General features: G+C 39.1%; 20 protein-coding genes and 1 riboswitch. Of the genes, 4 read left to right on the top strand and 16 right to left on the bottom strand.

From position 1 onward, the window contains the following. Window positions 1–183: 183 nt before the first annotated feature. Window positions 184–363: riboswitch (cobalamin riboswitch) on the bottom strand. Window positions 364–376: 13 nt separating this feature from the next. From AC4J95_RS06465 to AC4J95_RS06390, 16 genes are all read right to left on the bottom strand, one after another. Further along, complete coding sequence (locus AC4J95_RS06465; RefSeq protein ID WP_494549134.1) at window positions 377–817, bottom strand: EutP/PduV family microcompartment system protein; 441 nt, start codon at window positions 815–817, stop codon at window positions 377–379. A gap of 2 nt (window positions 818–819) precedes the next feature. Further along, window positions 820–1,170, bottom strand: a complete 351-nt coding sequence (locus tag AC4J95_RS06460; protein WP_494549133.1) for a BMC domain-containing protein — start codon at window positions 1,168–1,170, stop codon at window positions 820–822. A 143-nt stretch (window positions 1,171–1,313) separates the two neighbouring features. Next, window positions 1,314–2,510: an acetate kinase gene (locus tag AC4J95_RS06455; RefSeq protein WP_494549132.1), complete on the bottom strand. Its 1,197-nt coding sequence runs from the start codon at window positions 2,508–2,510 to the stop codon at window positions 1,314–1,316. A gap of 73 nt (window positions 2,511–2,583) precedes the next feature. Beyond that, window positions 2,584–3,591: a class I SAM-dependent methyltransferase gene (locus AC4J95_RS06450; RefSeq protein WP_494549131.1), complete on the bottom strand. Its 1,008-nt coding sequence runs from the start codon at window positions 3,589–3,591 to the stop codon at window positions 2,584–2,586. A gap of 166 nt (window positions 3,592–3,757) precedes the next feature. Further along, window positions 3,758–4,078 carry a competence type IV pilus minor pilin ComGG gene (gene comGG / locus AC4J95_RS06445; protein ID WP_494549130.1) on the bottom strand — a complete coding sequence of 107 codons (321 nt, stop codon included), beginning with the start codon at window positions 4,076–4,078 and terminating at the stop codon, window positions 3,758–3,760. Continuing rightward, the gene (gene comGF, locus AC4J95_RS06440) at window positions 4,071–4,481 is read right to left on the bottom strand and encodes a competence type IV pilus minor pilin ComGF (protein ID WP_494549129.1); all 411 of its coding nucleotides are present in this window, start codon (window positions 4,479–4,481) and stop codon (window positions 4,071–4,073) included. Before comGF ends, comGG begins: the two co-directional genes overlap by 8 nt. Further along, entirely contained in the window at window positions 4,468–4,749 is a 282-nt protein-coding gene (gene comGE / locus AC4J95_RS06435) for a competence type IV pilus minor pilin ComGE (protein ID WP_494549128.1), read from the bottom strand. The genes comGF and comGE overlap by 14 nt, the downstream gene beginning before the upstream one ends. Next, window positions 4,727–5,182, bottom strand: coding sequence for a competence type IV pilus minor pilin ComGD (gene comGD, locus AC4J95_RS06430; protein WP_494549127.1), 456 nt, complete (start codon window positions 5,180–5,182; stop codon window positions 4,727–4,729). The genes comGE and comGD overlap by 23 nt, the downstream gene beginning before the upstream one ends. After that, a complete protein-coding gene (gene comGC, locus AC4J95_RS06425; RefSeq protein ID WP_494549126.1) occupies window positions 5,166–5,432 on the bottom strand; it encodes a competence type IV pilus major pilin ComGC in 267 nt (88 codons plus the stop codon). The genes comGD and comGC overlap by 17 nt, the downstream gene beginning before the upstream one ends. Next, on the bottom strand, window positions 5,429–6,424 hold the full coding sequence (gene comGB, locus AC4J95_RS06420; protein ID WP_494549125.1) for a competence type IV pilus assembly protein ComGB: 996 nt from the start codon (window positions 6,422–6,424) through the stop codon (window positions 5,429–5,431). Before comGB ends, comGC begins: the two co-directional genes overlap by 4 nt. Further along, entirely contained in the window at window positions 6,402–7,352 is a 951-nt protein-coding gene (gene comGA / locus AC4J95_RS06415; RefSeq protein WP_494549124.1) for a competence type IV pilus ATPase ComGA, read from the bottom strand. Before comGA ends, comGB begins: the two co-directional genes overlap by 23 nt. A 93-nt stretch (window positions 7,353–7,445) precedes the next feature. Further along, the gene (gene trmB, locus AC4J95_RS06410; RefSeq protein WP_494549123.1) at window positions 7,446–8,099 is read right to left on the bottom strand and encodes a tRNA (guanosine(46)-N7)-methyltransferase TrmB; all 654 of its coding nucleotides are present in this window, start codon (window positions 8,097–8,099) and stop codon (window positions 7,446–7,448) included. Window positions 8,100–8,235: 136 nt separating this feature from the next. Further along, the gene (locus AC4J95_RS06405) at window positions 8,236–9,018 is read right to left on the bottom strand and encodes a phosphotransferase family protein (protein ID WP_316402556.1); all 783 of its coding nucleotides are present in this window, start codon (window positions 9,016–9,018) and stop codon (window positions 8,236–8,238) included. Between the two features lie 89 nt (window positions 9,019–9,107). Next, the gene (dat, locus tag AC4J95_RS06400; protein WP_494549122.1) at window positions 9,108–9,977 is read right to left on the bottom strand and encodes a D-amino-acid transaminase; all 870 of its coding nucleotides are present in this window, start codon (window positions 9,975–9,977) and stop codon (window positions 9,108–9,110) included. A gap of 3 nt (window positions 9,978–9,980) precedes the next feature. Then, the gene (locus tag AC4J95_RS06395; protein ID WP_494549121.1) at window positions 9,981–11,189 is read right to left on the bottom strand and encodes an ABC transporter permease; all 1,209 of its coding nucleotides are present in this window, start codon (window positions 11,187–11,189) and stop codon (window positions 9,981–9,983) included. Next, entirely contained in the window at window positions 11,182–11,919 is a 738-nt protein-coding gene (locus AC4J95_RS06390) for an ABC transporter ATP-binding protein (protein WP_494549120.1), read from the bottom strand. The genes AC4J95_RS06395 and AC4J95_RS06390 overlap by 8 nt, the downstream gene beginning before the upstream one ends. Before the next feature lie 368 nt (window positions 11,920–12,287). On the opposite strand from AC4J95_RS06390, the gene AC4J95_RS06385 reads away from it, so the two are divergent. From AC4J95_RS06385 to AC4J95_RS06370, 4 genes are all read left to right on the top strand, one after another. Further along, the gene (locus tag AC4J95_RS06385; RefSeq protein WP_494549119.1) at window positions 12,288–12,713 is read left to right on the top strand and encodes an HIT family protein; all 426 of its coding nucleotides are present in this window, start codon (window positions 12,288–12,290) and stop codon (window positions 12,711–12,713) included. Beyond that, window positions 12,714–13,103, top strand: coding sequence for a YtxH domain-containing protein (locus AC4J95_RS06380; protein ID WP_494549118.1), 390 nt, complete (start codon window positions 12,714–12,716; stop codon window positions 13,101–13,103). It begins immediately after the preceding gene. Window positions 13,104–13,255: 152 nt separating this feature from the next. Beyond that, window positions 13,256–14,185: a peptidylprolyl isomerase gene (locus AC4J95_RS06375; protein ID WP_494549117.1), complete on the top strand. Its 930-nt coding sequence runs from the start codon at window positions 13,256–13,258 to the stop codon at window positions 14,183–14,185. Between the two features lie 102 nt (window positions 14,186–14,287). Beyond that, window positions 14,288–15,115 carry an NUDIX hydrolase gene (locus tag AC4J95_RS06370; protein WP_494549116.1) on the top strand — a complete coding sequence of 276 codons (828 nt, stop codon included), beginning with the start codon at window positions 14,288–14,290 and terminating at the stop codon, window positions 15,113–15,115. Window positions 15,116–15,295 lie beyond the last annotated feature (180 nt).

Genomic DNA, 15,295 nt, shown 5'->3' with positions numbered 1-15,295 from the left:
TTCTAAACAGCCGGTTCACGGCTGTTTTTTTTGCCTATGTTCCCAGCCGATTTCACTAGTATCAATTTTTATGCTATACAAACTGCGAAAAGTAGCACTCGCAAAAAAAGTGAGGTGCCTGAAAGACACCTCACCAAATAAACATCATTATGACTTTTTTTGGTGAAATAACTCTCCCAATACAATTATCTCAGCAAAAGGGCAGGTATCCTGACTTCGCTTCATCCTCCATCTCGCCTTCCCGAAAGTGGCTTTTTGAGATTTTGTCTGCTTATACAGTAGAAAGGGGCTGCCAAGGATTCACACCTTGTTCCCTGTCCCGAATGCTCTTATTCAATTCTATGCGTTTTTATAATACATCATATTGAATGCGCTGTCAAAAACCATCTGCTAATAAAAAATCTTTTAGGCTCGTAAGACCCTCTTTATTCATCGCAGATAATGAAAATACTTTTCTGGCTCCAGCCAAACGCAGTCTTTTTTGTGCCAAATCAAGATCGGCCTGACTATGCTCTAAATCTGTTTTTGTAATAATCCCGATCATCGGCTTCGTAAATCGTGATGAAAAGTATGGTGGAAAATAATTCTGGCTGCTGTGAATGCTCTGAACGATCGCGATACAATCAGCGCCGACAGCCGAGCTTACCAAAGCATTGTAATAGAAACGATTTTCCATGAATTCTCCCGGTGTATCGATCACGTTGTCTGTAAAATAGACCTGCTGCGTCTTATGATATTTTACTTCCCAGTCATTTAGGATCTGCATCAGAGTGGTTTTTCCTGATCCAGTCTCTCCGATAAAAATGATTCGTTTCATAGCTAAGTCCTAGTAATCTCTGGAATATCAAAATCTAAGACGTTTGCAAGCGAACTTATTACCTGCTTTAACGCAAATTCAACGGACGATACTTCCCCGATAATCACCACTGCCCCACTGAACCGATCCATAAAACCAATCGAAACATTTCCTGATTTTTTGGCAATATCTGCACCAATAATCGATGCTTCACTAGGAGTAATCGTTAAAATCCCGATCGCATCACCAGTATGTTCAAGACCAAGCTTTTCGAAGACTTCCTGATTGGCATGAGGAATCAAATGAGCAAGTGTGACCTGTTTCCCGGGAACGTATTCTTGAATGGAACGTTCGATATTTCTTTTTTCGCTCATAGACAGTCACTCTCACTTTCATAAAAAGTGTAGCACAAAAAAATAGCATAGTTTTGTTCTGATACAACAAAATTATGCTTTCAGATTTCTCATCTGATCAAATAAAAAAACCTTTGCCGGTTTATTGGCAAAGGCTAAACTATCTATTTACTTAACCGTTCTACATCGCGAGCGATCATTACTTCTTCATCGGTCGGAATCACATATACTTTCACGCGAGAATTTTCAGTTGAAAGTTCTGCTTCTTTTCCGTGGATGCTCTTATTGATTTCTTCATCGATCTCGATGCCGAACCAAGTTAGATTTTCTAATACCATGCGGCGAACAGGATCAGCGTTTTCACCAACACCCGCAGTGAAGACAATCGCATCTACACCGTTCATGACTGAAATATATTGAGCAATGTATTTACGGATACGATCACAGTAAATGTCTAATGCCAAGATTGCATCTTCATTGCCTTCTTCAGCGCCGTTTTCGATGTCGCGCATGTCACTTGAGATACCTGTCAGTCCCAAAACGCCTGATTTTTTATTCAGCACGTCGATCATTTCATTGATATCTTTGATACCTGCTTTTTCCATTAAGTATGGTAATAAAGAAGCATCGATATCACCAGCACGTGTCCCCATGGTCAGACCCGCCAATGGAGTAAAGCCCATTGAGGTATCGACTGATTTTCCGCCTTCAACAGCAGTCACTGAACCACCATTACCGATATGAGCAGTAATGATCTTCGTTTCTTCAATTGGTTTGCCTAATAACTCTGCGGCGCGTTCTGAAACATAACGATGACTTGTTCCATGGAAACCATATTTACGAGCAGCATATTTATCATAGTATTCTTTTGGAATACTATACAAATAATTAGTAGCTGGCATGGTTGCATGGAAAGATGTATCAAATACTGCTACGCTGGTCACGTTTGGTAAAATATGACGGAAAGCTTTAATCCCCATTGCATTTGCTGGATTGTGCAACGGTGCAAACTCACTTAACTCTTCAATTTTCGCTAAAACATCGTCATCAATCAAAACAGAATCCTTGAAATATTCTCCGCCGGCAACAACACGATGCCCAACACCTGTGATTTCATCAAATGATCCGATGATTTTTAATTCTATCAATTGATCTAATAACATTTGAACCGCAACTTCGTGGTCTTTGATGTCTAAAATCTGTTCGAATTTTTGTCCATCGCCATATTTAATCGTGAAGATCGAATCATTCAAACCAATCCGTTCTACGATTCCTTTTGCGATTACTGATTCTTCAGGCATCTGATAAAGCTGCCACTTAAGACTTGAACTACCTGCATTGATTGCGATTGTTTTTGACATTTTGACTCTCCTTTTTTCTTCTTTTGAACTGATATTTTTTATGGTTTAATTGCTTATCGCTCATAGAGCAGTTTTATAAATTAGAAGACTTCCAGTCTTCGAATTTTTTGAAAAATTCTGTTACTTGCGCTGGGTCTTTTAATGAAGGTAAATGCACGAGTAAGACTTTTTCCGCCTGCGCTGCTGTCTCACCCTTTTTCTGCAAGAGTAAAATACTTTTCCGTGAATGTTCGGACTTAAATAATTCATCCGGTAATTGGATGATTCCTTGCAAAAGCACTTCCTCTTTTAACCATTTCTGCAACAATGGACCTTGCTCGGTCTCTAAGAAGTTGCTCGGCACTAAGAACAAACCAAAACCAGCAGGTTTCACGTACTTCATGGCTTGTTCCATCAGCAGATGATGGGCATAGCTGTGTTCTTTTTCAGAATGTGTCACAAATTTCTCTGCTTGCTGATCGTTCGGGTAGTAGCCTACTGGAAGATCCCCAATTACATAGTCCACGGGGTAGACCAATAAATCTTGCAAACTATCTTGATGATATAACTTTATTTCTTCTTCCATCAACAAACTGTCTGAAGCGGCAATTGCTAGTAACGTCTCATCATTATCCACGCCAACTCCTTTGACAGAATAGTTAGCTGCTTGTAAATTAATTAGCGTAGTCAGCAGTAAATTTCCCATCCCCACAGTGATATCTAAAATATCTATGGCTTGATCTTTTTTCAATGTTAGCTGTTCAATCAAAAAGACAAACAAGAAACCGATACTATCCGGAGTCAATTGATGATTGGGCTGTAAGCTTTCCGTTTTTGATCCCTTAAGCAAAATCAATTGGGTTAACTTGCGCCATTCTTCTTTTTCTAACCCCAGCTCTAGTAACTCGTGATAAAGTTTCTCGACTTTTGCTACTGTAGCTGCATCTGGTTGTTGATCAAGCACACGTACTTTTGCATTGTCAACTAAGTTCTCCGTATTTTCGATGTAAGCGTCAAAAAAAGAAGTTCCTAGTGAATGCTGCAATGTGATGATCGCTTCTTCCATTAAAGAAAAAGCTGTCTCTATTTTTTCTGGATTCATCTTGCACCTCACATACTAATATAACACTCACGATACCTGTTCTATTTTAGCGAACATAATCCAATTAATCAATCGCTTTCTTTCTTTTATCATCGATTTCATAATTCTTCATAAAAGTATCATTATCACTATATTATCCTTCATTCACTCAATCATTCAAGCTATATCAATCAGATGAATTTGATGTGTCAATATTTTCATAAAAATGATAGGTTTTCTCTTTCATTTTCACAACTATTTTCACTCGATTCTCCTCAGTTTCATAGACTAGCTCACCTTTGTTAAAGTTCCATATCCCGCTTTTGTTTTTTAACTCAGGATAATCGGCTAAAAAAAGCTCTTTAGCAATTTTAGCTTCATACAATTGTTCGCTACGTGAAACTAAATCTGCGGTTTGATGGTAGCTAGTGGTTAGATTCAAGAGCAAAAAACTAAACAAAAAAATAGCCAATAAGACGGATAGCAACACTCCGCCTTGGCTATTCAAAGATCCACGTACCTTCTTTTTCTTTCCCGTCAGTAAAAGTAACGGCAAAGTCCACTCCATGGTTTTTTTCTTGACAAACAAATTTGCTCACTCCCGTCAATAAAGGCTGGTAGCCATCAGATTTTATTATCCGCTGCTGATACTTTCTGATTGTAATTGTTTTTTTACCATCTCTGCTCTTTGTTAAAATTTCCTGTGGCGTAGTTTTGAGAAATTCTACATCATTTAACTCATTATCCAACTGCAATAAAAAAATTTCCCACTCCAATTGATGATAGCCGCTGAGGGATTGTTCCATTTTGTGTGCATGCTGAATCAGGCCCGAGAGCAATAGTAGAGTACCACTCAGCATCATAAGTGCTACCATGCTTTCTAACAAAGTGAAACCACTATTTCTTGGCAATCACTATCCCTCCCTGCTGATTTGTAGCCACCCCATTTATCAAAGATACTTCAATCTGCGGCTTCACCGACTCCACTGAGTGTAGCCGGCAACGTCTAGTTTCGGTGTAAAGATCACGATAATTTTCGAGATTTGCTAAGCGTTGTTGACTTTCTCTCTGCATTTTAGTCGTCACCCAGAGATAGCCTGTTACAATAATCAATAAAATAGCTAAGCTGATCAAGCTTTCTAATAAGATGTACCCCTTATTTTCTTTCAAATCGACCACTTCCTAATTGAAATTGATAGGTGATTGACTGCCCTTCGTCAACAAATACCACTTTGGGGATATTCCCATTTCCAGGCTGATTCGTTGAAATGTTCCCAGTCCCAGCTTTGAAATCGATCGTATGGCTACTGCCAAGCTTGATAGATTTAGGAACTTCTAAGTTTTTCCAAGGTAATTCTGTGTGACCGGTATAAAAAACAATCAACTGGGAACTATTATAAAGATAGATTCTAGTTAATTTATGATCTGCGATAGCGACTTGCTGCAAATGCAAAATTGATTTCTCAAACTGATAATAAAAAAATGCTTTTTCAAGTCGGCTCTGCCAACTCTTTAGTGCGATCGTTGGAAGCAGGATGAAACTACACACCAATGCTAATACGATTAAAGTTTCGATCAAAGTGAATCCACTTAAGCTATTTATTTTTCTCATATATGTCGTATTGCTTTTGGCTAACATATCCCTCACCAACTAGCTCACCTTCGTTTGGCTTTCGACCATAATCTAACTCAAAAACCTCTATCTGAGTCTGAACAACTTTAACGATAGCTGCATCACTTTTTTTGCTAGCGCTATCTTTTTGACTCATAATTTTCGGTACAAACAACAACAAAAGCAAGCTAATTACAAATAGAACAACCAACATTTCCAACAAAGTAAATCCTGAAAGCTTCTTCTTCACAGTATTCCCTCCAAGTTTGTTAAAGGCAGGAGCATCGTTAAATACAAACTGACAATCAAAAGAGCCACGATCAAAAAGACGAGTGGCTGCAGCCAAGAACACAAAAATTCCAATTGATTAAAAAAGCGACGCCAGACTAATTGACTATAGGTTAGTAATTCTTTTGCTAGATTTCCGCGAGCTTCTCCTTGAAAGACGATCCGACTGAATTCTTTGGTTAAAAAAGGATATCGTTTTAATTCCTCTGCCAAAGTATTTCCTTGCCCTAAACGCACCTTTAGATCAGCTGCCAGTTCCTGCATCAAGGATTTCCCATCAATCACCAGCAAGCATTCGATGATCTGTTGCAACTCCAGTCCCTGTTGAAAAAGCTTTCCCCACTCTAATGCAAAGTATGCAGAATAATAATTGCTAAACAAAGAGCCAATAAGCGGTATTTTTGCTAAGAAACGAAAGCGTACCAAATAATCCTGTCGTCTCCCCCAGCTTTGCCACCCTAGAACTAAGAAAAGCAAAAGAATGATCATGCCCAATCCAATTAATGGCACGGATTTTATCAATTGTACTGAAAAATCTTCTGCTCGAATCATACCGCTGTCTAATAGTTGAGGAAGCAAGAAAAAACGCATTCCTAATAAAATGACAATTAAAAAAACGAGTAAAAGCAGCGGATACGATACAGCCTTTAAAAAATTTTCCCGTTGACGTTGTACCAGACACATTTGTTCTGCGATTCCTAATAATGTTTGGGAAAGATTTCCATGAGATTCTGCTAATTCAATCTGCAATACTTGATCATTCGAATAATTCATTTGGGAGAAACTCGCTGCTAAACTTTTTCCTTCATGAAGATCTTGTTGAACCGTATCCAAAATGGACGAATCAAAAAGATTCGCGTTAATAAAAAATTCAAAAGCCTGCTGCAAACTAAAGCCATTTTCTAACAGATCCCCTAAGAGATGGACAAAATCAATCCGTTGCTTTCTCGTCATTTTGTTTTTGCGCCACACGACTTAACCCTTCTTCCCAAGTAAACTGCAGGTTCTCTTGATAAAAATGATAGCTAGTCAACAACCCCACTGTGTCATTAACTGACTTCAGTTCTTGATAAACGATACCTTGCAAACACTCTTTTAGCAGTGAAGCTTCACCGCCTAACTCATAAATCCTTGCATGGGCTGATTCCAAACTAGAAGCATGCAAAGTTGCATAAACGCAATGACCTGTTAATGCTGCTCGGATCGCACCCTGAATCGTTTTCGTATCACGAATCTCTCCAATGATCAGAACATCGGGATGATGTCTTAAGGACAGCTTGATTAATTCATCGTAGCTCTGGTAAATTTTTTCATTTACTTGCAGCTGTAAAAAGTCCGGTTCTTCAATTTCTACAGGATCTTCAATCGTGATTACCTGTCCATCCATCTCACGTGCCAGCTTATACATCAAGGTCGTTTTCCCCGAACCGACAGGACCGCAGAATAAATATAATCCCCGTTTCTTCGTATGTTTTTGGAGTATTTCAAGTTGCTCAGCTAGATGATAAACCTCAGAGCTACGGCCAAATTGATGCAAAAAACGAACAACTAAACTTTCTTGCTGCAAATAATTTCCAACAGTAGAGAGCCGTAATCGTTGTTCTCCATGAGGCAAGGAGTAGGAAATCGCACCAAGTTGGGCTTTTCTTTTTTCACTGACATCCATTTGACCCAAGTATTTGAACCGATTAATCAACTGCAGAGCTGTAACCACACACAATTCATTATTAACATAGGATAGATTCGAGTTTTTATGCTCATAGAAGGGGCCTCTCCGAAAAAAGTAGCGGTACTTTTCTCCTCGAGGTAACAAATATAAATCCTGCATTTGATGTTCGAAACCATATTGAATCAACTCGTCTGAAAACTGTTCGATCTCCATTCCTTTCACCTCTAAAATAAAATACGTAAAAGAAATCCAAATAATCAAAAAAAAGAAGATAAGCTAAAAAAATTCAGCTCATCTTCTCAATAATTATTTTTTTGTTTTATCTTGAAATCGTGCTTCCACTCGATAAATCCGTTGGCCTTTGTTGGAAAATTTTTCTTCATATTCTGTCATTATATTACCTTCGTAGGTACTCTCATGTAGGTCCAACCAAACTTGTTCAAGTATCATCCCGTATTTCGAGAAGCTGCTTAATGAGTACTCGAATAGTCCTTGATTATCCGTTTTAAAATGAATCTCCCCAGCAGGACGTAAGATTTCTTCATCTACCGCTAAAAAACTTGGTGATGTTAGGCGACGCTTTTCATGCTTCTTCTTAGGCCACGGATCAGAGAAATTCAAATAAATCTGATCCACTTCACTATCAGCGAAATAATTCGTTAACTCTGAACCATCGACGTGCAGCAGCTGTAAATTAGGTAATTCTGCTTCAACCAGTTTATCTAATGCCAGAGAGAGAACACTGACTTGCATCTCTACACCGATATAGTTGATATCAGGATGAGCCTTCGCCATACCAGTAATGAACTGGCCTTTGCCCATGCCGATTTCAATATGAATTGGATGATCATTTCCAAAACGTTCAGCCCAGCGTCCCTTCCACGCTTCAGGTTCTTGTACAACATATTCTGGGCGAGCTGCCAGCATTTCTGCAGCACCCGGACGATTTCTAACTCGCATAGTTCTCCTCCAAAAAACGATTCTATTATCTATTTATCTTTTTCATTATTATAAGAAGTTAATCAATAAAGCTCACAGCCGCTCTAGCCAGCAGTATTCATTTATATCCATCCAAACTAAAAGCTGAACGAAACGTTCAGCTTCCAGCAAAAATTCGTTTTAATTGTAGAATTGATTGATTCATATGGTGAAATTCTTGGCGTTTGTATTGACGAGCAATCTCTAATAGTAAACTCATTAGACCGTACCAATAAATTCGTTCCATATTGTCATCCGTTGGACGGATTCCGTAACGGACGAGCCATTTGCTCCAGCTAGATAGCGGAACATAGTTACCTAAGATCGTGCCGATATCTAATGCCGGATCGGCAAACATTACCGAGTCCCAATCGACTAAATACAGATAGTTTGAACAAACTAACCAGTTTCGATGATTGACATCGCCATGCACGACTGTATAGTTTTTCTTAGCGTAAGTCGGAATATTTTTCTTCAAATAATCATAGACTAATTCTATAAACGCATTTTGCTCGATCATTGTCGGCAAATTTGCTTCGTAATCAGCTAACAGCTGCTGAGGTGAAACTTGACGTCCCCCCATTTTCTTTAACATCACTTTCAATGAAGGCGAGTGATGCAAATGATACAATACATCCACCACATCATTCCGACGTGGTATTTCTTCTGGTTCAAGAATTCGACCGTCCAACCATTCTTGAGCAGTCAAAGTATCACCATTTCCTGTCCGTTTGATCCAGACTAGTTTTGGTGCGATTCCTTCACGAGATAAAGCCGCCAACATTGGGGTGGTATTTCGTTTAATGAAGACGCGATCTTCGTCACGATAGCCGATATACGTTTTTCCCGTATCGCCTTTGATCGGCTGCACACGCCAGTCACTATCTAACTGAAACTCCATTCCCAAGGCCCTCCCCTAGCATTTTAAACGTATTTACTATTGTAGTCGGGGAAGGTCGCTTCGTCAAGGGCATGTATGTTCTTCTTTGATTATTTTTCATCACGATGCGCCTGTACTGCTAAATTCACTGCTTCGATATAGGCGTTTAGGATTTTCTTCGTCATTTTTCCTGGCATGCCATCACCGATTTTATGATCATCAATCTCAATAATCGGCATGATCTCGGCTACTGAACTTGTTTTAAAGCATTCGTCTGCCGCCAATAATTCCTCTTTCGTGAAGGTTTCTTCTCTCAGTTCGATACCCAATGCCTTTACCAATTCGCGAATTTTTATCTTCGTGATTCCCGGCAAAACCAAATTCCCGTCTGGATGTGTGTAAAGCACCTCGTCTTTCACCATCCATAAGTTTGATGCTGAGGCTTCCGTTACGTTGCCATCCCGGACCAAAATCGCTTCTTCATATCCTTTTTGTTGCGCTTCATCCAAGGCTAAAACATTTCCTAAGAGGCTGATTGATTTAATATCGCAATGCAGCCAGCGTTTGTCTTCTACAAAACCAGCGCGGATACCAATATTTTGTTTTGCGCTTGGCCGTGAAGCTGGTTGAATATCAGCCACCAAAACTGGCTGAACTTCTTTAGGATCAGGAAAATTATGCAGACGTGGTTTTGCTGTACCATGAGTCACTTGAAAATAGACCCGTGCATTTTTCAATCCAACCTCATCTGCAAGACGATGCAAGCGTTGGCTCAGTTCTTCCTTTGTAAATGGAAGTGTCATGCGGATTTTTTCTGCGCTGGTCCACAGCCGGTCCAAGTGTTCTTTTTCTGTGTACATATAGCCATCATAAATACGGATAACTTCATAAATACCGTCGCCAAATTGGTAGCCGCGATCTTCCAAATCAATTTTTACTTCTGATTCATCTACGATCTTTTCATTCCACAATACCTTCATCCACTAATCCTCCATTTTCTTTATTCTTGCTGGGAGATAGAACCAAGCAAACAAACCGATTTCGATTAAAAGTAACACAAGTAAGACCAAACTTCCAATGATTGACAAATGCACCAAACTACACAATGTAAAGATGAATGCTGCAGCAATCAGTAAGATCACTATTAAGCGTTGTAAAGCTGCTTTCTTAAACTTTTTCTGAACGGGATAAAGCTGCGTCGCACTAATATAATCAAACTGACTATATAATGGAATCATTTGAAAGCCGATCAGGTAAATAAACAGCAGACTGACCCCTAAGACAAAACGAAAATCATTTAGTGAGAAAAGCAAGACGCTCCCCACGATCAACAGCCGAAAGAATAATCCGCCGAACTCTGCACCACGCAACGCTCCGCGAGCAAATAAGTAGAGATAGGTATTTTCTTGTTTGAAAGAAATTCTTGCCAACAGGCCGTCTAAATATTTTCTTCGGCGAACCTTTGCTTCAACTTCTGGAACATCTGTAAATAAATTAATGAACTGATAGATGCGATGTAACCGAGCATTTTCACGATCAATCATACTGCTCCAGTCCAGCAAGCGCTCCTTTTCTTGGGTCAATGTAATAAATCCAAAGGCCAAAGCCAACGCTAGGATAGTTCCGAGCCAAGCCGTCACATATAAACTCAGAAAAATCGTTACACCACTTGCGATAAACCACATTAAGGTCAATCTTCGCGTTTCCTCATGTGTTTTTTGATAACAAGCCAGGCGTTGAATCCGCAGATTTCCCAGCTTCAAACACCAGAGCATAACTAAATAGAAGAAAAAATTGATAAAACTTACCTGTTTGGCTAGAACAACTAACGGCAATAACGCTCCGCAAATAAGCAGCTCTACTACGAAAGGAAAAGCCAGCGAATGGCGCAAGCCTCGTGACAGATAGCCACCCATTTCTTTTTCCTTTGGCAATAAAAAGGTCATATCGGCAGGCTCCACTAACGTCGCTAACTTACCAAACGGTAAAATCAGCCACCAGACGATACCAACGATCGGCAGACTCCAAGGAAAATCCGGCGGTAATTGTTTTAAGATATTTGAATAATAAAAGGCTAGCCCGCCAACTAAGAACAAGCACACCAAAACAAAATGATCATTCAGTACATAACGCATGTATTTCATCATTTTTTTCTGGTGGCGTTGCCGCCTTAATAGAAAAAAATCATGCATGTTCTTTCTCCTTTGTCAGCGCGATATAGATTTCATCTAAGGAAGAACCTGGTAAATTGAACTCCGTTTGCAGCTCCTGCAAAGTCCCTTGTGCACGAACTTCTCCTTCATGCAAAACGACAAAGCGATCACAATATTTTTCCGCTGTTGCCAGGATATGGGTGGACATTAAGATCGCGGCGCCTTGTTCCTTCATCGTTACCATTAATTCCAGTAATGCATTAATCGCTAAAGGGTCCAACCCTAAGAATGGTTCATCAATGATATACAGACTAGGTTGAATCAAAAAGGCGCACAGAACCATCACCTTCTGCTTCATTCCTTTAGAAAAATTCACTGGAAACCAGTCTAAACGATTTTCCAAACGAAAGGTGTTTAACAACGACTCTGCTCGTTGCATCGCTTCTTCTTTAGGAATACCATAAGCCATCGCGGTGACTTCAATATGCTCCCGCAATGTTAACTCTTCATATAAAGAAGGTGTTTCAGGAATATACCCAATCTTTTTACGGTAATTTTCCGGATCATGCTGCAAGGTCAGCTCATCGACCGTGATCGTCCCCTTCTGTGGTGTTAACAAACCAATGATATTTTTGATCGTGGTGGATTTTCCTGCCCCGTTCAAACCGATTAAACCAATCATTTCTCCATTATGGACATCAAAACTAATATCTTTTAAAACAGGCAAATGGCCATAACCGCCTGTAACGTGCTGAATTGCTAAGCTCATTATTTTCCTCCTAGTTCGTAATAAAGATTTCTATCTTAATAAAAACATTCTGATTCTCTTAACGTAAACAGTCACCTTAAGTGTACACTCATCATTCTTCTGATCTGCTAAAAATTTGAATAACTGATAAATTATCTTGATTCATATCCATGTCTAATTGTTTTATTCCATTTAATAGGGATCAGCCAATTTCATAGTTAACATTATAGCAGAATCCAACAAATATTTAATCTTCTCCTGACCTTTTCCAGCACAAGTATAACAAGTTATGGTAAAGTAAAAGAAGAATTTACGGTCGACAGCTTGCTTATCTTTTTGCAGCAGCGACTCAAAATAAATAATAATGTGAATTAGAAAGGATACTTGCAATGGAAAATTGTATATTTTGTAAAATCATCGATCAAGAAATCCCTAGCTACAAAATTTATGAGGACGATAAAGTCTACGCCTTTTTAGACATCTCACAAGCAACTAAAGGCCACACATTAGTTGTTCCCAAACAACATGTGAATGATATTTTTGAATATGATGAAGATTTAGCAGCAGATGTCTTTGCCCGCATTCCAAAAATTGCCCGGGCGATTGAAAAAGCTTTTCCTGAAATGGAAGGATTAAATATTTTAAATAATAATAAAGAATTAGCTTATCAATCTGTCTTCCATTCTCATGTTCATTTGGTTCCACGATACAGCAAAAAGGATGATTTCTCGATTCATTTTGGCAATCACACAGATCAGCAGACACCCGAGGAAATGCAGGCGATCGCTGATAAGATCAAGGAGCAGGTGAACTAAATGAGCTTTTTTAAAGGACTTCTATTTGGTGCCGGTATTGGGACACTGGGCGGACTCCTATTAGCACCGCGTAAAGGTGAAGAAACAAGGGAAAGACTGATCACTAATACGCGAGAAATCGTCGTATTAACGGATGAACTTAATGATAATCTGACTGATTTTCGCGAATCTGTCACGAACCTAAAAGAAACCTTTGATACGTTAGTCCCTGCTTTTAAATCTGGCGTAGAAAAAGATATCGAAGAATTCCGTTTTCAAGCAGAACCGCGCATTCAGCAGATCCAAGCGCAATTGGATAAGATTAATCAAGCGTTGCCTGAATCGGAAGAAAAAACAGTGATCAAAAAGGGCCGTTTTTCACTAGAAAGACCCACTGAGGCAAAAGATTAATTTTTTTGTCCCACTTAATTAATTGTGCCTTTATTGTGAATTTTCTCGGAAACTATTTTTAACCCCCTTTCTTTTGTATTTTTAGGTGTGTTATAGTTGAACAGGAATAACAAACGAATGCAAATTATAATATTAGGAGTTGTAGCACAGAAATGAAGAAAAAGATTCTTTTAGCCACTGCTGGCTTACTTAGTGTAATTGTATTGGGGGCTTGTTCAGGTGGTTCTGATCAAGATATCGCAACAATGAAAGGCGGAAAAATTACCGTCGAAGATTTTTATAATGAAGCAAAAAAAGAACAAACAAACCAAAGTTTAGTTCGTAACATGATCATCTATAAAGTTTTTGAGAATGCTTATGGTGATAAAGTAACCGATAAGCAAATCGATAAAGAATATGCAAAACAAGAAAAATCATTGGGCGACAGCTTCGAAAGCCAATTAAAATCTGCTGGCTACACGAAGAAATCTTATAAAGAGTATCTAAAACAATCTCTAGCTTTCCAAGAAGGCCTGAAAGCACATGTGAAGATTACCGATAAAGATACAAAAGCGGCTTGGGATTCCTTCCATCCAGAAGTCACTGCCCGTATTATCCTAGCTAGCAGCGAAGACGAAGCAAAAGAAATTAAGAAGCAATTGGATGATAAAGGTGATTTCGCGAAGATCGCTAAAGAAAAATCACAAGATTCAACAACGAAAAAAGATGGCGGCGAAATCAAATTTGATTCACAATCAACAACTGTTCCTTCAGAGGTTAAAGAAGCAGCCTTTAAGTTGAAGAATGGCGAAGTTTCTGATGTAATCACAGCAATGGATTCATCAACTTACCAATCAAGCTACTACCTTGTGAAGATGGAAAAGAATTCATCTAAAGGCAATGACATGGATAAATACAAGAAAGAATTGAAACAAATCGCTGAAGATACAAAAATGGCTGACCAAACCTTCTCTTCTGAAGTCATTGCAAAAGAATTGAAGAAAGCCAATGTGAAGATCAAAGATGATTCATTCGAAAATATCTTGTCTGACTTCTTAACAACAAATAGCTCAAGTAAAAAAGCAACCGACTCATCAAAATAATTTTCAAATGAACTAAGGGAATTCCAGGCGGAGTTCCCCTTTTTTTATGATTCATGCTACAATAAGGTAGCGAATACTTATAAGAAATTAGGTGAACAATGCATGAAGGAATTTGCCTCAAAAGAAGCAGAAAAAGATTATTATGAACACGAAGCGGATGAAACTGAATTCGTCGCTTGGTATAAAGAACAAGACCATCCAGAATATGACAAGCCCTCAGTCACGGTCGACATTGTTATTATGGGCTATAACAAAGAAGAAGATCAGCTTAAGATTCTGCTGATCCAACGCCGCGGCAATCCTTACCGCAATTCCTGGGCTCTGCCAGGAGGATTCGTTGAACGCAACGAATCAACGAATGACAGTGTTCGGCGCGAAACCGCTGAAGAAACTGGATTGACTATTGGTCGCAAAAGTGTCGAGCAGCTTCATACCTTCAGTACACCAAACCGTGATCCTCGAGGCTGGGTAATTACTGTCAGCTACTTAGCATTTATTGGTCAAGTACCACCAACGGCTGGTGATGACACACAAGATGCTCGCTGGTTCAATCTTGAGCGTCATGGTGAAACGATCTCTTTAACCAGCGATGACATTTCAATAGAGATTGAGTTAGAGGCTGGAAAATCGGTCGGAAAAGATACCTTAGCCTTTGACCACAACGAAATCATTCGTAAAGCCTTCAATCGAGTTTTGAATAAAATGGATCACGAACCACTAATTCTACAAGTTCTAGGTGAGGAATTTACCATCACTGAAGCACGTAAGGTGTTTGCGAAATTCTTAGGAGTCGATTTCAAGACCGTCGATCATTCGAATTTCAAAAAAGCAATGCTGCAATATTTTGATGAAATTGGCGAACGTCCAGTCGGTATCGGGCGTCCTTCAAAGATTTATCGCCTAAAAGACGAGATTGGTGAAAAAAAATAAAAGTTTTACTTACATGAAATTGAAAAATCTGTATATAATGGAAAAAGCAAAAATAGAGCTTTCCATAACGCAGTGAAGATCCCGAGTGGCAATCGTAGCGAGTTATACGATTGCTACTTTTTTGCATCTGGCAGATTCATAAACAAATTATGAATTTGCTGCATCTAAAATTTAGGAGGA

The organism is Enterococcus sp. GPZ-007, assembly GCF_059374735.1.
This window is presented reverse-complemented; position numbering and strand designations above follow the sequence as displayed.